Source organism: Aeromonas sp. QDB03, from assembly GCF_027707985.1.
Classification (GTDB): domain Bacteria; phylum Pseudomonadota; class Gammaproteobacteria; order Enterobacterales; family Aeromonadaceae; genus Aeromonas; species Aeromonas hydrophila.
In genome coordinates this window covers 26524-44351 of the sequence record NZ_JAPCJG010000006.1, presented here as the reverse complement: position 1 = coordinate 44351, position 17828 = coordinate 26524, and the positions used below count along the sequence as shown (strand labels likewise).

At 63.3% G+C, this 17828-nt stretch carries 21 protein-coding genes; 7 read left to right on the top strand and 14 right to left on the bottom strand.

All coding sequences use genetic code 11. The features are described from left to right. Position 1: 1 nt before the first annotated feature. The 8 genes from PG900_RS15480 to nudF form a co-directional block, all read right to left on the bottom strand. A complete protein-coding gene (locus PG900_RS15480) occupies positions 2 to 868 on the bottom strand; it encodes an efflux RND transporter periplasmic adaptor subunit (RefSeq protein WP_270831766.1) in 867 nt (288 codons plus the stop codon). Continuing rightward, entirely contained in the window at positions 861 to 1130 is a 270-nt protein-coding gene (locus tag PG900_RS15475) for a DUF1656 domain-containing protein (RefSeq protein WP_043158843.1), read from the bottom strand. The genes PG900_RS15480 and PG900_RS15475 overlap by 8 nt, the downstream gene beginning before the upstream one ends. A gap of 66 nt (positions 1131 to 1196) precedes the next feature. After that, positions 1197 to 1598: a GFA family protein gene (locus PG900_RS15470; RefSeq protein ID WP_101614321.1), complete on the bottom strand. Its 402-nt coding sequence runs from the start codon at positions 1596 to 1598 to the stop codon at positions 1197 to 1199. Between the two features lie 37 nt (positions 1599 to 1635). Beyond that, entirely contained in the window at positions 1636 to 2259 is a 624-nt protein-coding gene (locus PG900_RS15465) for an NUDIX hydrolase (RefSeq protein ID WP_241871703.1), read from the bottom strand. 2 nt (positions 2260 to 2261) lie between these two features. Continuing rightward, positions 2262 to 2849, bottom strand: coding sequence for a YqiA/YcfP family alpha/beta fold hydrolase (locus PG900_RS15460; RefSeq protein WP_270831764.1), 588 nt, complete (start codon positions 2847 to 2849; stop codon positions 2262 to 2264). Positions 2850 to 2858: 9 nt separating this feature from the next. Beyond that, the gene (gene cpdA / locus PG900_RS15455) at positions 2859 to 3677 is read right to left on the bottom strand and encodes a 3',5'-cyclic-AMP phosphodiesterase (RefSeq protein ID WP_011707475.1); all 819 of its coding nucleotides are present in this window, start codon (positions 3675 to 3677) and stop codon (positions 2859 to 2861) included. A gap of 26 nt (positions 3678 to 3703) precedes the next feature. Then, the gene (locus PG900_RS15450; RefSeq protein WP_198426826.1) at positions 3704 to 4105 is read right to left on the bottom strand and encodes a DUF1249 domain-containing protein; all 402 of its coding nucleotides are present in this window, start codon (positions 4103 to 4105) and stop codon (positions 3704 to 3706) included. A gap of 46 nt (positions 4106 to 4151) precedes the next feature. After that, positions 4152 to 4793, bottom strand: coding sequence for an ADP-ribose diphosphatase (gene nudF, locus PG900_RS15445; RefSeq protein WP_162498783.1), 642 nt, complete (start codon positions 4791 to 4793; stop codon positions 4152 to 4154). A gap of 304 nt (positions 4794 to 5097) precedes the next feature. Here nudF and tolC point away from each other — a divergent pair, with 304 nt between their 5' ends. Then, a complete protein-coding gene (gene tolC, locus PG900_RS15440) occupies positions 5098 to 6423 on the top strand; it encodes an outer membrane channel protein TolC (protein ID WP_024944694.1) in 1326 nt (441 codons plus the stop codon). A gap of 103 nt (positions 6424 to 6526) precedes the next feature. Here the strand turns inward: tolC and hldE are convergent, their stop codons facing one another. Further along, positions 6527 to 7954 (bottom strand): bifunctional D-glycero-beta-D-manno-heptose-7-phosphate kinase/D-glycero-beta-D-manno-heptose 1-phosphate adenylyltransferase HldE, encoded by a 1428-nt coding sequence (gene hldE, locus PG900_RS15435; protein WP_016352090.1) that lies wholly within the window; start codon positions 7952 to 7954, stop codon positions 6527 to 6529. A 305-nt stretch (positions 7955 to 8259) separates the two neighbouring features. Between hldE and lpxL the strand changes: the two genes are divergently transcribed. Continuing rightward, positions 8260 to 9183, top strand: a complete 924-nt coding sequence (gene lpxL / locus PG900_RS15430; protein WP_077095186.1) for an LpxL/LpxP family Kdo(2)-lipid IV(A) lauroyl/palmitoleoyl acyltransferase — start codon at positions 8260 to 8262, stop codon at positions 9181 to 9183. Positions 9184 to 9335: 152 nt separating this feature from the next. Then, a complete protein-coding gene (locus PG900_RS15425) occupies positions 9336 to 9803 on the top strand; it encodes an energy transducer TonB (RefSeq protein ID WP_042064773.1) in 468 nt (155 codons plus the stop codon). 110 nt (positions 9804 to 9913) lie between these two features. On the opposite strand, the gene PG900_RS15420 is transcribed toward PG900_RS15425, so the two are convergent. Next, on the bottom strand, positions 9914 to 10873 hold the full coding sequence (locus PG900_RS15420) for a CYTH domain-containing protein (RefSeq protein WP_270831762.1): 960 nt from the start codon (positions 10871 to 10873) through the stop codon (positions 9914 to 9916). Between the two features lie 169 nt (positions 10874 to 11042). On the opposite strand from PG900_RS15420, the gene PG900_RS15415 reads away from it, so the two are divergent. The 3 genes from PG900_RS15415 to ybaK all read left to right on the top strand — a co-directional run bounded on the left by PG900_RS15415 (position 11043) and on the right by ybaK (position 13630). After that, on the top strand, positions 11043 to 11723 hold the full coding sequence (locus PG900_RS15415; RefSeq protein WP_005305357.1) for a TIGR00153 family protein: 681 nt from the start codon (positions 11043 to 11045) through the stop codon (positions 11721 to 11723). A 23-nt stretch (positions 11724 to 11746) separates the two neighbouring features. After that, positions 11747 to 13012, top strand: coding sequence for an inorganic phosphate transporter (locus tag PG900_RS15410; RefSeq protein ID WP_016352095.1), 1266 nt, complete (start codon positions 11747 to 11749; stop codon positions 13010 to 13012). A 147-nt stretch (positions 13013 to 13159) separates the two neighbouring features. Further along, on the top strand, positions 13160 to 13630 hold the full coding sequence (gene ybaK, locus PG900_RS15405; protein WP_016352096.1) for a Cys-tRNA(Pro) deacylase: 471 nt from the start codon (positions 13160 to 13162) through the stop codon (positions 13628 to 13630). Between the two features lie 51 nt (positions 13631 to 13681). Here the strand turns inward: ybaK and PG900_RS15400 are convergent, their stop codons facing one another. The 3 genes from PG900_RS15400 to PG900_RS15390 are packed head-to-tail and all read right to left on the bottom strand — an operon-like array spanning position 13682 to position 15322. Then, on the bottom strand, positions 13682 to 14410 hold the full coding sequence (locus tag PG900_RS15400; protein ID WP_039214023.1) for a GNAT family N-acetyltransferase: 729 nt from the start codon (positions 14408 to 14410) through the stop codon (positions 13682 to 13684). Next, on the bottom strand, positions 14400 to 14837 hold the full coding sequence (locus PG900_RS15395; protein ID WP_017409504.1) for a rhodanese-like domain-containing protein: 438 nt from the start codon (positions 14835 to 14837) through the stop codon (positions 14400 to 14402). The genes PG900_RS15400 and PG900_RS15395 overlap by 11 nt, the downstream gene beginning before the upstream one ends. 17 nt (positions 14838 to 14854) lie before the next feature. Beyond that, positions 14855 to 15322 carry an OsmC family protein gene (locus PG900_RS15390; protein WP_011707488.1) on the bottom strand — a complete coding sequence of 156 codons (468 nt, stop codon included), beginning with the start codon at positions 15320 to 15322 and terminating at the stop codon, positions 14855 to 14857. 128 nt (positions 15323 to 15450) lie between these two features. On the opposite strand from PG900_RS15390, the gene pdxR reads away from it, so the two are divergent. Beyond that, positions 15451 to 16878 carry a MocR-like pyridoxine biosynthesis transcription factor PdxR gene (gene pdxR, locus PG900_RS15385; RefSeq protein WP_269384285.1) on the top strand — a complete coding sequence of 476 codons (1428 nt, stop codon included), beginning with the start codon at positions 15451 to 15453 and terminating at the stop codon, positions 16876 to 16878. Positions 16879 to 16893: 15 nt separating this feature from the next. On the opposite strand, the gene PG900_RS15380 is transcribed toward pdxR, so the two are convergent. Beyond that, positions 16894 to 17787, bottom strand: coding sequence for a LysR family transcriptional regulator (locus tag PG900_RS15380; protein ID WP_270831761.1), 894 nt, complete (start codon positions 17785 to 17787; stop codon positions 16894 to 16896). Positions 17788 to 17828 lie beyond the last annotated feature (41 nt).

Below are 17828 nucleotides of genomic sequence, written 5' to 3'. Positions count from 1 at the left end.
CTTACTCCCCTATGGTGATGGTGCAGGTGGTGCCTGCGATCAGCGTCAGCCCGGGCGGCACCTCCAGCAGCTTGATCCGCACCGGCACCCGCTGGGCCAGCCGCACCCAGGGCACATTGGGTTTGACGTCCAGCAGCAGGTTGTCGGCCCCCTCCACGCTCTGATCGTGGATGGCGCGCCCTATGCTCTCCACTTCGCCGCGCAGCCGCTGCTCCCCGCTGTAGAGCACCACCTCGGCCGGTTTGCCCGGCGCTATGTGCCTGAGCTTGGTCTCCTCGAAGTAGCCCTGCACGTAGAAGGAGTGGATGTCCACCAGTGCCACCAGCGGTACACCGGCGCTGGCATAGTTGCCGACCCGGGTCTGCAGGTTGGTGATGTAACCGTCGCTCGCGGCATGAACCCGGGTCTTGGCCAGCGACCATCGGGCCTGCTCCAGATTGGCCTGGGCCACCTGGTAGGCCGCCTTCATCGCCTGGGCATTGAGGCGGGCCTCGTCCACCGCCTCGGCGGAGATGACGCTGCGCGACAGGCCGCTGCGCCGGCTCGCCTCGTGCTCTGCCTTGTCGAGATCCGATTTGGCCTTGGCCAGCGCCGCCTGGGCGTTGTCCAGCGCAATCTGATAGGGCTCGGGATCCAGGGTAAAGATCTCCTCCCCCGCCTTCACCAGCTGGTTGTCCTTCACCGCTATCTTGATGATCTTGCCCGACACCTCGGGGGTGATGCTGACCAGCTCGGCCCGCACCTTGCCATCCCGGGTCCAGGGCCCCTGCATGTAGTAGTTCCACAGCCACCAGCCCGCCGCCAGCGCCAGCGCGCAGACCAGCAGGGTAGAGAAGTATTTGAGGGTCGCGAGGGGTGATTTAGCCATGTAGCAATATCCATAGGGCGCCGCTGACGGCGAGGATAAACAGGGAGAGATCCATCAGCAGGGGATGCCAGACATCCCCGCCGTAGAGCCAGTCGCGCAGCAGGTGGTGCACCGGCAGCCAGCCCAGCAGGCCGAGCAGAACCGCCTTGAACAGCGGTGGAAAGTAGAGAGAGGCGCCCAGGATCAGATCCGGCAGTGCTGAAGTTGTCACAAGCGGGCTCCCTGTTGGCAAGCGAGAAAATGCGGACTCACGACCCGCCATGCGGCGGGTCTGGCAAGACTATCACAGCCCCGCAAGGTGCTACAGGAGCAGATGAGACCCTGCCGGTCAGACCAGCCGGTCCGCCGGATGGTTGATGCCGTCGAGCAGCGGCACCTCGCCCAGCTCGAACGGATTGACACCTTCGAGGCAGGCGAGGTTGTAACCATACTGGGCCGGATTGGAGCGGCGCTGGTGATGGGTGTAGATGCCGCAGATGCTGCAGAAGTAGTGTTTGGCGGTGCGGGTATTGAACTGGTAGCAGCTCAGCACCTCCTCCCCCTGCAAGATGCGGATGCCGGCCAGCGGCACCGAGGCGACGATGGCGCCCCGGCGTCGGCAGAGCGAGCAGTCGCAGCGGCGCGGATCCACCACGCCATCTGGCAGGGTCAGCTCCAGCACCACGGCGCCGCAGTGGCAGCTGGCCTTGTGTCGCTCCTGAATGGGGGTATTGCCGATGCGCTTGATCATGCTGCCTCCTTGCAGACGGGTTCAGGTTCCGAGCCAATCAATCGAACAGGGTATCCTGCCGCCCCTGTAGCAGATGGTCATGGAGAGTTCGCAGTTGGGACTCCAGTACCCGATGGCGGGAGAGCGGGGGCAAGTCATCGATGGGGAAGTACCCCGCCCCTTTGGTTTCATCGGTTTCGGTGAGCAGCTGGCCGCCGGTCACTTCGCACAGGAAGAACGCCTTGTGAGCGTGGGGCAGCTGGGGCGGATGAGGGTGTTTTAGCTTGTCGAACAGCGCCAGCAGCTGCACGGCCCGACACGCCAGGCCGGTCTCCTCCACCACTTCGCGAACCACGGCCCCCGCCGGCGAGTCACCGATGTCGCACCAGCCCCCCGGCAGGGTCCAGCAGCCGTCACTGCGCTCCTGCACCAGCAGGATATGGTCCGCATCGTTCTGAATGAAGGCCCGCACATCCAGCTTGGGAGTGGGATAACCGCGATCGAGGGCGATCCAGTCGCTGATGGCTTCCGGCGCCAGCTCGCTCTGGCTGGCGATGAGCGCCACCGTGGCCGCTCGCAGCGCCTCGAAGCGGCCGATGTCGAAGGGATCGTTGGAGTAGGTGAGGCCCGCTTGCGCCGTGGCCAGCACCTGTTCCAGAAAGGTGGCCAGCGGCGGCTGCATGGCTAGAGCCCGAGGAAGCGGACGATCTGGGCGGGGTAGCGCTCGAACGCCACGAAGGCGTGGTCGCCGCCGCACTCCAGCGAGAGCCGGGCAAAGCGGTATTCGTCCAGCGCCTTGCGATAGTCGAGCACCTCGTCTTCCTGCTGTTGCAGCACCCAGAGTCGCTCGGGGGCGCTCACCGGCACCGCCAGCGCCCGCAGCTCATTCATGTGTTCAGGCAGCAGTTGATACTGCTCCCCCGTGTAGGGGTTGGTCTGGGGGCCGAGGTAGTCGCAGAGCAGCTCGTGCGGGCGTACCGCCGGGTTGATCAGGGCGGCGTGGCAGCCGTAGCGCTCGCTGACCCGGGTCGCCATAAAGCCGCCGAGGGAGCTGCCCACGGCGCCAAGCTTGAATTCGTTGCCATAACGGCTCTGCAGATTGGCAATGGTCTGCTCGATGGCCGCCCAGGCCGCCGCCGGCGTGTTGGGCTGGGCCGGGATCACCACCTCGATATCGGGTCTGTGTTCAGCCACCCAGGCAGCCATCTGCTGCGCCTTGGCGGAGCCGGGCGAGGAGTTGAAACCGTGCAGATAGAGGAGAACGGACTTCATCACGACTCCTCAATAACCGGTGGCATTGGGGTCGGGCACAAACTGCCCCACCGGCAGACGCCACACCTGGCTGGCGATACGGCCATCCGGGTAGAGGGTGAGGTAGCGCCAGCCCGGGCCGGATTCGTCCAGCGCGAAGCCATCAGAGAGCGGTTTGAACTGGATGCAGGTGGAGGGGCTGGCGATCAGCCTCACCCCGCGGTGCACCTCGTCAAACTCCTGGTGGACGTGGCCGAACAGAATGGTCTTCTGCTGCGGGTGGCGGGCCAGCACGGCAAACAGGTCGTCGGCATTCTTGAGATTGTGCTGATCGAGCCAGGCACAGCCCACCGGCACCGCCTGATGGTGCAGGGCGATCAGGGCATGACGCTCGGGATGCTGGCGCAGCGCCTGATCCAGCGCCGCCAGCTGGTGATCCCCCAGCACCCCGTGGGGTTTGCCGCGCACCTGGGTGTCCAGCAGGATCACCTGCCAGTGCTCGCCTACCAGCTGCTTGGCCTCGCTGATGCCGGCCGCATGCAGGTATTCGGTCATCAGGGGGCCGTCGTCATGGTTGCCGGGCAGCCAGTAGATGGGGCGCGCCAGCGGCGCCATCATGGAGGCGAAGCGCTGGTAGGACTCCGGACTGTGATCCTGGGAGAGATCCCCGGTGGCGAGGATCAGATCGAACGGATGGTCATTGGCCTGCACCCGTTCCAGCACGGCAGCCAGGCTCTCGGCAGTGCGCACGGCCAATAGCCGCCCCTCGGCACTCGCGAAGAGGTGGGTGTCGGTAATTTGCAACAGGCGCACACTGCCGTCCTGCGCCTGGGGTAGCTCTGTTTCCAAAATCACGCTTCTTTTTATGAGTTCAACTAGAGGATGTTTATCAGGCTGGTACCATGTCTGAGACAAAATTTTAGCCAATCGGCCAGAAACAGGTTTACCTGCTCCTTTTCATCCCGCTGGTGCATATTTTTATTGGGATAATCATAACGTGGTTGCAACCTTGAAATCTGTTGCGCCGCACACACTTCCGCCATCCGTACGTCATGGTACAAACGAATCTCTATTCGGGCCTGTAAATAACTCGGCAATTCCGGGTTGTGCTGGGCCAGGATCACCTGGCTGGTGAAGCGACTCTCCTCGCTCACCGTGAGCTGGAATTGCAGGCCGTTGCCCACCTGATAGCGGCGTTCGGCGCCGACACTGCCGCCTGGCGGCAGCAGTTTCATCAGGGTCATGTAGTTGACCTCGCAGGTACGCTGCAGGGACATCAAATCAGGCACATAGCGCTTGGCCTGGGTATGAACGAGCGCCACCTTAGCGCCCTGCCAGCCAGCGGGTACGCAGCTCGCCGTGATTGAGGGCCAGCCACTGCAGGGCGATAACGGAGGCGGCGTTGTCGATGCGCCCCTCTTTGAGCCAGGCATAGGCCTGCTCGCGGCTCACCACGTGGACCCGGATGTCTTCACCCTCTTCCGCCAGACCGTGGATCCCCTCGGCCTTGCTGGCATCCACCTCGCCCACGTAGACCTCGATCCGCTCGGTGCTGCCGCCCGGGCTCACCAGATAGCTGATGGCGTGCTCGCAGCGACCGACCTCGATGCCCGCCTCTTCCACCGCTTCGCGCCGCACCACCTCTTCAGCGACCTCACCCGGGTCTATGATGCCGGCCACCAGCTCCAGCAGCCAGGGGGTGGCGCTGGTCTCGATGGCGCCGATGCGAAACTGCTCCACCAGTACGATCTGGTCGCGCACCGGGTCATAGGGCAACAGGGCGGCGGCATGGCCGCGCTCGAACAACTCGCGGACGATGGGCTCGTTCCAGCCCCCTGCAAATAACCTGTGCTGCAGACGATAGACGTTCACTTTGAAGAACCCGTTATATCCTGCTGATTTATCGATAATTTTCACGTCATCGGCAGAATAGTGACGGGTTTGGGGCAAGGCTTGCTGCGACATACGAGACTCCCGCCAGCTTGACTTGGCTCGGTTAGACCATAAAATCCGGGAATATGAATGAACATTCATTCACTCGCTCCCGTCGGAGATGAGGGACGGATTTTAGCAGCCACAGGACATTTGGCTAGGCACGAGGAGGAGAAAACTCACCCTCGTTCTTGACGTTCCTGTCGCTGGAAAAGAGACAGTTATCATAAAATTTTGCTTATAGTAGAGTGATTAAGCTGCAATCAAGCTTGGTCGGTGACAATATTTGCCCTCTCCAGCAACCAGTTTGGGTTACTACATAAGGTTAAATCGATCTATGAAAAGAACACTTTTGTCCGTCATGGTGTTGCTGGGCGTCAGTGCCGGTGCCCATGCCGAAAACCTGCTCGACATCTACCAGCAAGCCCAGATCAAAGACCCGCAGTTGCTGCAGTCCAAAGCCGTTCGCGATCAGGCCTTCGAGAAGATCAACGAAACCCGCGCCCCTCTGCTGCCCCAGATCGATCTGGGTGCCGGACTCAATTATCTGAAAAACAAGAACGATACCCAGAGCAACAACAACGCCAAGGGTGAAGTGACGCTGTCGCAGTCCCTCTATCGTCGCAGTAACTGGGTCAATCTGGATATCAGCGAGAAGCAGGCAACCCAGTCTGATGTCGCCTACAACCTCGAGATCCAGAGCCTGATGCTGCGTACTGCCCAGGCCTATTTCAACGTGCTCAAGGCGATGGATACCCTGGAGTTTGTGCGCGCCAACAAGGTTGCAGTAGAGCGTCAGCTGGAACAGACCCAGCAGCGTTTCGAAGTGGGCCTGACTGCCATCACCGACGTCCACGAAGCCGAGGCCTCTCGTGACCAGGCGCTGGCGGACGAGATCAACGCCGAGAACTCGCTGGATAACAGCTACGAGACCCTGCGCGAGCTGACCGGTATCGATCACCGTCAGTTGGACGTGCTCAACACCGATCGCTTCAGCCCGCAGAAGACCGCCTTCGGCTCCGACAAGTGGCTGGAGCTGGCGCTGGACAAGAACCTGCAACTGCACAGTGCCCGCATCGGCAAGGACATCGCCAAGGAGCAGATTGACCTGGCCAAGACCGGCCATGAGCCGACTCTGGATCTGGGTGCAGGACTGCAAACCAGCAATACCGATTACAAGCTGGATAGCATGCCAGGCGGCAATGACAATCAGGCCAACATCGGCTTGACCTTCAAGCTGCCGCTCTACAGCGGTGGCGCCACTAGCTCCAAAGTGAAACAGGCTCAGTACAACTACGTGGCGGCCAGCGAACTGCTGGAGAAGAACTTCCGCTCGGTGCAGAGCACGGTGCGCTCCTCCTACAACAACGTGAACGCCAGCATCGGCTCGGTACGCGCCTACAGCCAGTCCGTCATCTCCGCCGACAGCGCCCTCAAGGCGACCGAAGCGGGCTACGAGGTCGGCACCCGTACCATCGTTGACGTGCTGGACTCCACCCGCAAGCTGTACGAGGCCAAGCAGAAGCTCTCCGAAGCCCGTTACAACTACATCCTCAATATCCTGAGCCTGAAACAGGCTGCCGGTGTGCTGGAAGCTCAGGATCTGGTGGAAGTAAACCAGGGTCTGATGCCTGCCACTGCAAAAGCCAAGACCAAAGTCTGATAGTCGTTATCGGCAATGAAAAAGGCGACCATAAGGTCGCCTTTTTGTTATCCGGGAATCGTCGCTTGCTGGCGATGGTCCCGGATAAACGGGACCAGCAGTATTAGCCGCGTTCGCGGATGGTCTTGATGATGTCGCTGGTGGAGCAGCCATCCTCGAAGTTGAGGACTCGCACCTCGCCGCCGTTGGCGGTCACCTCGGCGTAACCGGCAATCTCTTCCGGCTTGTAGTCGCCGCCCTTGACCAGCAGATCCGGCAGCACCTCGGCGATCAGCCGCTGCGGGGTATCCTCGGCGAAGGGCACCACCCAGTCCACGGCACCCAGCGCCGCCAGCACGGCCATCCGGCGCTCGGTCGGATTGACCGGACGACCCGGCCCCTTGAGGCGGCGCACCGACTCGTCGGTGTTGACCGCCACGATCAGGCGATCCCCCAGCTTGCCGGCATTGGCCAGGTAGGAGACGTGACCGGCGTGCAGGATGTCGAAGCAACCGTTGGTCATCACTACCTTCTCGCCACGCAGACGGGCGGCCTGCACGGCAATCTTGAGCTGGGCTTCGGACATGACGCCAAAGCCGGTCTCCTGCTCGGTGTAGAGGGCGTTGGCCAGCTCGACCGGGCTGACGGTGGAGGTGCCCAGCTTGCCGACCACGATGCCGGCGGCGGTGTTGGCCAGGGCACAGGCTTCGTCCAGGCTCTTACCGGCGGCCAGCGAGGTGGCCAGGGTGGAGATGACGGTATCACCGGCACCGGTCACGTCATACACCTCGTGGGCCTGGGCCGGCAGGTGCAGCTCGGGCTGGCCTTCGCGGATCAGGGTCATGCCGTTCTCGGAACGGGTGACCAGCAGGGCCTCCAGCTCGAAGCGCTTGACCAGCTCCAGCCCCTTGGCAACCAGCTCCTCTTCGCTCTTCACCTTGCCCACCACGGCCTCGAACTCGGACATGTTGGGGGTCAGCAGGGTGGCGCCGCGGTACTTCTCGAAATCGGTCCCCTTGGGATCGACCAGCACCGGGATCCCGGCGGCGCGGGCGCGCTGGATCATGCCGGGCACGTCGTTGAGGGCGCCCTTGCCGTAGTCGGAGAGGATCATCACGTCGCTGTGCGGCAGTGCCTGCTCGACCTTGCCCATCAGCAGGGTGGAGTCCACATCGTGGAAGGCCTCTTCAAAGTCCAGACGCAGCAGCTGCTGGTTGCGCGACAGCACGCGCAGCTTGGTGATGGTCGGATAGTCGGCCAGACGAACGAAGTCACAGGCGACCTTGACGCCGGCCATCTGGCCAGCCAGGGCATCGGCGGCCTCATCCTGACCGGTCAGACCCAGCAGCACGGCGTGGGCGCCCAGCGCGGCGGAGTTGAGCGCCACGTTGGCGGCGCCACCCGGGCGCTCCTCAATGTGTTCGACCTTGACCACGGGCACCGGTGCCTCAGGCGAGATCCGGCCGGTGGGGCCATGCCAATAACGGTCCAACATGACATCGCCAACGACCAGAACGCGGGCTTTTTCAAACTCGGGCAGGGTGATCTTCATCTGTATCGACTCTCAAAACCTGAAAAATCAGTCGCCGATTTTATCACACTCTTTTATTTGAGGGAGAAAAAGCAAACCTGCGGTTTCCATTTAAAGAAACCGGTAGTGACGATTCCCGTCACGCCAGTGAACCACCATCAGCCCCTCTGACCAGCACATAGCCATTCGCCCCCGACCCCGCTTTTCGGCTAGAATCCCCGCTTGCGAATAAAACGATCCGTTCAGGATCCCCACGTGCCTTTATCGCCTCCCCTTATTCGACCGGGCTTGCCCGGTGCATGGCGATTGCGAACAAGAGACTTTTCATGGCCCACGACAATGCTCCCCGCCTCGAACCCCGCCTGTTTCATCCCCGCTACTGGGCCAGCTGGTTCGGCCTCAGCCTGCTCTGGCTGCTGGTGCTGCTGCCTTGGCGCAGCCAGATGTGGCTGGGACGCCAGTTGGGTAGCCTGGCCCGCAAGCTGCTGAAATCCCGCGTCAAGATTGCCCGCCGCAATCTGGAACTGGCGATGCCCGAGCTGACCAAGGATGAGCGCGAGAAACTGCTCAAGCAGAATTTCGAGAGCGTGGGCTGCGCCATCTTCGAAGTCGGCATGGCCTGGTTCTGGCCAGACTGGCGGATGCGCAACCTGATGAAGGTGGAAGGGGAAGAGCACGTCATCGCCGCCATGGAGAAGGGTCAGGGCATGCTGCTGCTCTCCTGCCATTTCCTCACGCTGGAGCTCAACGCCCGCTGCTTCGGCCTGGTGCGGCCCGGGGTCGGCGTCTACCGTCCCAACACCAACCCGGTGCTGGAGTATGCCCAGTATCACGGCCGCTGCGCCTCCAACAAATACCTGGTGGACCGGATGGACGTGAAGGGGATGATCAAGGCGCTGCGCAACGGCGATGCGCTCTGGTATGCGCCGGATCATGACTATGGCAGCCATGCCAGCGTGTTCGTGCCCTACTTCGCGGTGGAGCAGGCCGCCACCATCACCGGCACGGCCACCCTGGCGCGGGTGAAAAACACCGTCACCCTGCCCTGCTACAACATCCGCACCAGCGAGGGTTACACCCTGCATATCGGGGCGCCGCTCGCCGACTATCCGAGCGGTGACGACCTGGTTGATGCGACCCGTGCCAACCGCGAGATAGAAGCCGCCGTGCGCAAGGCGCCGGAGCAGTATATGTGGCTGCACCGCCGCTTCAAGACCAGGCCCAACCCGGACGATGCGGGCTATTACTGAGTCGGAAAAAACCGAAAAAGCCGCCGAAAGGCGGTTTTTTCTGACCTGTTGCCGGTAAAGGGTTTTCATTCGTGGCTGAATATTTTATTAATGGCCCTGCCGAGCGGCGGGCCCCGGCCCGCCAGCAATACCAATAACGAAGGGAAGCGAACATGAAAGCCACTCTTTTGCTGGGCGCCCTGTGCGCATTGACCGGCTGCAGCCAGCAGACCCACAACGTCCATCTGACCTCCCTCCCCTTAAGCGATCTCAAGGAAGTGAACGCCCAGTGGAGCCCGCTCACCCGGATGGAATCCCGCTATCCCAAAGAGGCCATCCTGGCCGGGCAGACCGGTTGCAGCTCACTCGAGTACGTGATCAATCCGGCGGGTCGGGCCGAACAGATCCGGGTGCTGGACAGCAGCGACCCGCAGTTCAGCGACGCCGCCATCGCCGTGTTGCAGCAGTGGCAATGGCAGGCCACCCCCACCAACTCGCAGCACATTCCGGTAAAATCCCGTACCCGCTTCGAATTCTGCATAGAGCACAACGGCCAGCCCTGCGACACCAGCGAACTGGAACTGCGCTGCCAGGGGGAAGACGTGGTGCGCAGCACCGGGCTGATCTACACCCAGGTCTGAATCAGCCTTGCAGGCCTCCATTGCCAGCCCCGCTGGCCCCATCGACAGCCAAAGAAAAAGGTGAGCCAGGCTCACCTTTTTGCATTGCAGGCGCTGCGGCGCGCGGCTCATCACCCTTGTCGGTGCAGCCAGGCGGCGATGGCCAGTTGCAGGCGCACATAGTCGGCCTGAAGGAACAGGGCCGGCAACGCCTGCAGCCAGTCGGCCTGTCCGGCGACCGAGGCCAGCCGCGGCCCGAGCCGGGTCAGGTCGTCGAGCCAGTCCGCTGCCGGCAACCTGTCGGCCGCCTCGGCAATCAGGTCCATGCCCAGGCGCAGCTGCTGCAACGCCAGCCCCTGCGCCTCGGCGTCTGGCTGTTCCAACCAGTACTGCTCGTGATGCTGCCAGTGCTGCAGGCCGAGGGCGATACGCTCGGCCGCGCTCAGGTCGGTCAATACAGGCAAGGCTTGCAGCGCCAGCGGCTTGCCGAGCCCCGCCAGCCGATAACCGCGCTGGGCCTTGGACTGAGCCCCGAGCCGCAGACCGCCAAGCCCGGCCAGCTGTTCTGCCAAGCCGAACAGGGCGCTCGCCTCGCCGGACTTGAGCTCCAGCTCCAGCTCGTCGATGAGGCTCTTGCCGAGTACGCCGACGATCTCCCCCTGATCCCAGGCCAGCTCGATCTCGGCCCCCTCGAAGGCGATCAACCAGTGGCGGCGCAGGAAGTCGGTGCGAAACTGGGCCACCAGGGCACCCTGGATTGCATCGAGTGTGGAAAGACTCGGCCAAATCTCGTCAGGAAAAGCGTCAAGCGCGGGCATATCGCCAGCGACCGGGGCATTGTATTCGGGTCTGGCATGCAATCCGCCCACCGCCTGACCCCGACATTTAATCGTCTGCTCGGCGAAATCATCGCTGCGACGGATCCGCAATCCCATCTCCAGACGGCGCAAATCCAGCGCTGGCGTATCAAAATAGACATTGCCGAGCTCGGCTTGAGAGTTGGATATAATTTCCAGTGAATTCAGAAGGTTGAAAAAAGGCTGTCGAATATCTCGGGAGACAAAAAACTTTATCTCGATCTCAGTTTGCATAGTCATTCCGGGCTGGCAGGCAACTTTGGGGGGCGTGATGCTAAGCGCGAGGATATAATGCCTGCGATACATCAGGATTAATTCACGGTTTTATTGATGGCGCAGTTCGGTTACCATGCGCCCCTCATAAAATCGTATCGAGTGTTTTTTCACCGACACAGGTTTGGCCATGCCAGTAAATACTATTTTGGGGCTTTTTGCCAAGTCCCCCATCAAGCCGCTGCAGAAGCATATCGTCAAGGTTCACCAGTGCTCCCAGCAGTTGGTTCCCTTCTTTGATGCCGTTGCCGAAGACCGTTGGGAAGATGCCGAGAAGATCCGGCAGCAGATTGCCCAGCTGGAAAAAGAAGCAGACATCCTCAAGCGTGAAATCCGTCTGAAACTGCCTCGCGGCCTGTTCCTGCCGGTTGCCCGTACCGACCTGCTCGAACTGCTGACCCAGCAGGACAAGATTGCCAACCGTGCCAAGGATATTTCCGGCCGCATGCTTGGCCGCAAAATGGAATTCCCCTCCGAGATGCGTGCCGATTTCATGGCCTATCTCAAACGCTGTATCGATGCGACCGCCCAAGCCGAGAAAGCCATCGGAGAACTCGATGAGCTGCTCGAAACCGGCTTTAAAGGACGTGAAGTTGAAATGGTTGCCGAGATGATCCACCAGCTGGATCTTATCGAGGACGATACTGACACCATGCAGATCGGGCTGCGCCAACAGCTGCAAGCCGTTGAGCAGAAATACAATCCGATCGACGTTATGTTCCTCTACAAGATCCTCGAATGGGTAGGTGACCTGGCAGATCAGGCCGAGCGCGTTGGCGCCCGTCTGGAACTGATGCTGGCTCGTTCGTAATCGACTGACTGGGTAAACACTGAATGGACATTATCGCGAATTACGGCACCACCCTGGTGCTCGTGGCGGCCTTGTTCGGCTTTTTGATGGCCTGGGGTATTGGTGCGAATGACGTCGCCAACGCCATGGGCACGTCGGTCGGCACCAAATCCCTGACCATCCGTCAGGCCATCATCATCGCCATGATCTTCGAGTTTGCCGGTGCCTATCTGGCCGGCGGCGAAGTGACCGCGACCATCCGCAACGGCATCATCGACAGCAACGCCTTTGCCGATACGCCGGATCTGCTGGTGCTCGGCATGATAGCCTCCCTGCTGGCTGCGGGTGCCTGGTTGATCCTGGCCTCCTACTTCGGCTGGCCCGTCTCCACCACCCACTCCATCATCGGCGCCATCGTCGGTTTCGCCGTGGTGAGCATTGGCCCGGAAGCGGTGCAGTGGAGCAAGTTCGGCGGCATCGTCGGCTCCTGGATCATCACTCCGGCCATCTCCGGCGTCATCGCCTACTTCATGTTCATCAGCGTGCAGAAGCTCATCTTCAACACCGATGATCCGCTGAACAACGCCAAGCGCTACGTGCCCTTCTACATGTTCCTGACCGCGCTGGTGATCTGTCTGGTGACCATCAAGAAGGGGCTGACCCACGTCGGTCTGCACCTGACCGACGGCGAGGGCATCCTGCTCTCCATCGCCATCTCCATCGCGGTGGCGTTTGCCGGCTGGCTCTACATTCGTGGCCAGCAATACAACCCGCAGGATGACAGCAAGATGCACTTTGCCAACGTGGAGAAGGTATTCGGCATCCTGATGATCATCACCGCCTGTGCCATGGCCTTTGCCCACGGCTCCAACGACGTGGCCAACGCCATCGGCCCGCTCTCCGCGGTCGCCTCCATCGTGGCGGCCGGCGGCGAGATCGGCGGCAGCTCCCACATCGCCTGGTGGATCCTGCCGCTCGGCGGCATCGGCATCGTCATCGGTCTGGCCACCATGGGCGAGAAGGTGATGGCCACCGTCGGTACCGGCATAACCCACCTGACCCCGAGCCGCGGCTTCGCCGCCCAGCTGGCCACCGCCGCTACCGTGGTGATCGCCTCCGGCACCGGTCTGCCCATCTCCACCACCCAGACCCTGGTCGGTGCGGTCATGGGCGTGGGTCTGGCGCGCGGCATCGCGGCGCTGAACCTGGGCGTGCTGCGCAACATCGTGGTCTCCTGGGTCATCACCCTGCCGGCGGGCGCCATCCTGGCCATCGCCATCTTCTACGTGCTGCAGATCTGCTTCTCCTGAGGCGCGCTGCAATGAAAAGCCCGGGTCATTGACCCGGGCTTTTTTTATCTCGGTGCGCGCATCCACCCCTTGGGGATGCGAGCAACTTGCATCACCCGCCCCACAGGCGCAGACTGTTTGGCCTTGTTTCGACTCAAGGCACCCATCATGACGCCAGCCATCAACCTGCTGAAGAAGCTCAAGATCCCCCACAAGCTCTACCCCTACGAGTGCGAAGCCCACGACGACTTCGGCAAGCATGCCGCGACCCAGCTCGGCCTGCCGGAGGCCCAGGTGTTCAAGACCCTGATCGCCCATCACGACAAGCAGGCGGTGGTGGCCATCGTCCCCTCGTCCGGCCTGTGCAGCCTCAAGCAGCTGGCCAAGGCCACCGGTCTCAAGAAGGTGGAGATGATGAAGCCGGCGGAGGCGGAGAAGCTGACCGGCTACAAGGTCGGCGGCATCAGCCCGCTGGCCCAGAAGAAGCTTTTGCCCACCGTGCTCGACGACTCGGCCATGCAGTTTGACGAGATCCTGGTGAGCGGTGGCAAGCGCGGCCTCTCGGTGGGGGTAGCGCCCGCTGACATGCTGCGCCTGATGCAGTGGATTGCCGCCCCCATCGGCGAGCACCATGAGTAACGCCTGAAACGACAGAGGCCCCGCTGACGGGGCCTCTGTTATGTTGCCGGGTTAGTCGTTATTGGCTCGACAGGCGGCGGTCAGCTCGGATAGCCGCAACCGCTGCCTGCCGGCCTCATCGAAGTTCTCCTCCGCCAGCCAGCGCGCAAAGCAGGCCTGCAGCGCTGGCCACTCACTGTCGATCACCGAGAACCAGGCGGTATCGCGCGTGCGCCCCTTGTCCACCCGGCTCTGGCGAAAGGTCCCCTCGTAGCTGAAACCAAGGCGCAGCGCCGCCTGCCAGGAGGGCTGGTTGAAGGCATTGCACTTCCATTCATAACGCCGATAGCCGAGGGAAAAAGCATTGGCCATCATCAGCGCCATGGCCGCCGTCGCCAGCCGCGAACGCTGCAAGGCAGGGGAAAAGTGCAGCCAGCCCACCTCGATGCTGCCGGCCAGGGGGTCGATGCGCAGGTAGCTGGCCAGCCCCAGCGGCTGTTCACCATCCTGGTCGAAGATGGTGTAGAACTGGGGGTCGCTCTTGGCGGCGCACTCTCGCAGCCAGACCAGCATGTCAGCCTCTGTTGCGTAAGGGCCTGTGGTCAGGTAGGTCCACATGGCCCCGCTGTCGGCGCTGAAGGCCTGCCACAGGCCGGGGCCGTGACGCTCAGGATCCAGCGGTTCCAGCCGGCAACCCCAGCCGTTGAGGGGGCGACGGGGCGGAAACTCGGCGCCCCGCCAGTCTGGCAGCGGCGCACCGACCGGCTGGCCGAACTCGTTCAGATGGATATCAGCAGCCACAGGCAATCCCTCCCGTTTGCAGCACGCCCGCTTCGCTACCGGTGGCGACGGCAAAGCCGTCCTGCCGCCACCAGTGCAGCCCACCGATCAGCTCCTTGACCTGAAAACCGAGCGCCGCCAGCTTGTAGGCGCCCCGGGTCGAGCCGTTGCAGCCGATGCCGTCGCAATAGCAGACATAGACCTTGTCCCGCGCCAGCGCGGCCGTGGTGGCCGGGTTCATGGTGGCGTGGGGGAAGCTGATGGCACCGGGGATGTGTCCCTCGGCATAGTGACCGGCAGAGCGGGTGTCGATGACGACGATCCGCTCTTCGCCGGCCAGCAGATCGGCGGCCAGATCCGCCGGATCGGTGCGCAAGGCCAACTGGGCCTCGAAGAAGAGGCGGGCTTGTTCGGCACTGGCCAACCCGCTGCTCAATACATGACTCATAGTGACGCTCCTTGTACTCAAACCCGGATCCGGGTGGTGATGTCGGTGGTGACCGAGTTGGCGATGAAACACTCCTCGTGTGCCTGATGGTGCAACTGCTCCAGCGCGGCCAGATCCGGCTGACGTTCACCGCCGAACTGCACCAGCGGCTGCAGGGTGACCCGGGTGATGGCCTGACGACCGCGGGCATTGGCTTCCATGATGCCCACCGCCTCGTCCCGGTAGCTCTCCACCAGGTAACCCGCCCTGGCTGCCAGCCAGAGGAAGGTGAGCATGTGGCAGCTGGAGATCGCCGCGACGAAGGCCTCTTCCGGGTCGACGTTCTCGGCCACCGACCAGGGCAGCGGCACCACGTGGGGAGACGAGGAGGCGGGTACCCTGACGCCGCCGTCGAACTCCCACCAGTGGGCCCGACTGTAACCTTGATCGACGAAGGGCTCGCTGGCCCCGCGCTGCCAGCTGATGGTGGCGCTGTACTCCGACATGTAGACTCCTTTCATTGCCAATAGTTGTGAATCCCGAACCTTGAGCCTCAATGTAGCGACATAATGGCCTTGCCACGCCGACCAATTTTGCCAATATGAGCAGACCAATTAGCGCCCGGGAGATCCCCATGCCTGCCCTGCCCACCCTGTTTGCCACCCAGCAAGCCAGCGATCTGCCGCTGCACGAACAGCTGGTCCGCACCCTGCGCTCGGCCATGCTGGCCGGCCACCTGCCCCAGCACAGCCGGCTGCCCGCCAGCCGCATGCTGGCCGCCGATCTGGGGGTATCCCGCAGCACGGTGGAGCTGGCCTATGGCCGGCTGGAGGCAGAGGGCTATCTGGTGCGCAAGGTGGGGGCCGGCAGCTTCGTGGCGCTGGCCGCGGTCTCCCCGACTCCGCGCCCGCCCCAGTCGGCGGCCGGCCTGTCGCGCCGAGGTCAGGAGATGGCCGACAGCGGCGCCTGTCACGACGTGCCCGAGGTGGGCCGCTCCTTTGCCTCCAGCCAGCCGGATCCCCGCCTCTTCCCCCAGGCCCTGTGGGGCCGGTTGATGCAGCAGCAGTGGCGCCGGCACGCCGGCGACTGGATGAATTACGGGGAGCCGCAGGGGCTGGAGGCGCTGCGCGGCGCCATCAGCAGCTATCTGGTGCAATCGCGCGGCGTGGTGTGCGAGCCGGACCAGATCCTGATCCTCACCAGCTCCCAGCAGGGGATCCTGCTGGCGACCCAGCTGCTGATCGATGCCGGCGATACAGTCTGGGTGGAGGATCCCGGCTACCCCGGGGCCCGCACCGCCATGGAGAGTGCCGGTGCCCGGGTGCACCCGGTGCCGGTGGATGAAGAGGGGCTCAACCCGCAGGGGGAACACCCGGCGCCGCGGCTCATCTACACCACGCCGGCCCACCAGTATCCGCTCGGCGTGCCCATGAGCCTGCCGCGGCGGATGGCGCTGCTGGCCGAGGCCGAGCGGCACGGCGCCTGGATCCTGGAAGACGACTACGACGGCGAGTACCAGTACGATCAGCGGCCGCTCCCCGCCCTGCAGGGGCTGGATGGTCAGGGACGGGTGCTCTACGTGGGCACCTTCAGCAAGGTGTTGTTCGGCTCGCTGCGCCTCGCCTACCTGGTGCTGCCCAGGCCGCTGATGGAGTCCTTCTGTCGGGCCCGGGCCGCGGTCGACGGCCACAGCAACCAGCTGCTGCAGGCGGTCACCGCCGACTTCATCCGCGCCGGCCACTTCGCCACCCACCTGCGCCAGAGCCGGCTGGTCTACCAGAGCCGCCGCGACCTGCTGCTGGCCGAGCTGGCCAGCCACTGCCCCACCCTCACCCCCATTCACAGCGGGGCCGGCCTGCAGTGCGCCGTGCTGCTGCCCCCCGGCGGCGAGGCGCGCTGGACAGAGACCGCCAACGCACAGGGGCTGGGGCTGCGCCCCCTCGGCCAGTTCTACCTGAGCCCGCCGACACAGGAGGGGTGGCTGCTCGGCTTTGCCTCCCTCGACAACCAGGCCCTGCGCCGTCTCTGCCGCCAGCTGGGCAGCCTGCTGGCTACCGGCTGAAGGCGGCCCGTCTACTCAGCCTTGGGAGCCGGTTTGCCCCTGCTCGCGGCAGAGCGCCAGCCAGGCCTCGGCGGTGCGGGAAAGATAGCGCTCGCTCGGCCAGATCACCCCGAGCCGCCAGCTCAGCTCGGGCACCAGCGGTCGCAACACCAGGCCATCCGGCGCCAGCCGCCGGCAGATGGGCTCGGGCAAAAAAGCGACCCCCATACCACTGCGCACCATGGCGGTGAGAAAGTCCCACTGGCTGCTGCGTGCCGCCACCTGAGGCTCGAAGCCGGCCGCTCGGCACGCCTGCTCCAGCCGCTCGCTCAGGGTGAAGGCCTGGGTGTAGAGCAGGAAGGGCTCGTCGCAGAGCGCCTCCAGCCGGATTTCAGGGCAATCCCGCCAGCGCGGCAGGTCGGGCAGCACCACCTGGATCGGGTACTGGTCCAGCTCCAGCGCACTGAGGGCGCCCCCCTCCCTGGTCGGCAGCATGGTGATGGCGAGATCCAGCTCCCCTTCCAGCACCGCCTGCTCGATGCGCCTGCCGCCGTACTCGACGATGGAGAGCTCGACCTTGGGGTAGCGGCTGCGGTAGGCGCGGATCAGATCGGCATAGACGTGGCCCACCATGGGCGGAATGCCAAGCGCCAGCCGGCCGAATTGCAGGCTCTGCAGATCGGCGAGCTCTGCCTCCAGCTGCTGCATCTCGGCCAAGATGGTCTGGGCCCGGTTGAACAGCACCCGGCCGCTGTCGGTCAGGGTGAAACGGCGCCCCACGCGGCTCAGCAGCGGCTGACCCAGCTCCTCCTCCATGTTGCGGATCATCTTGCTGATGGTGGGCTGGGTGACGAACAGCTTCTCGGAGGCGCGGGTGAAGCTCTGTTCCCGCACCAGTTCGACAAAGTAACGCAGGGCGCGGATGTCCATGGCTCTCTCCTGGCGGACGGCAAAACCTGATCATGCATCTT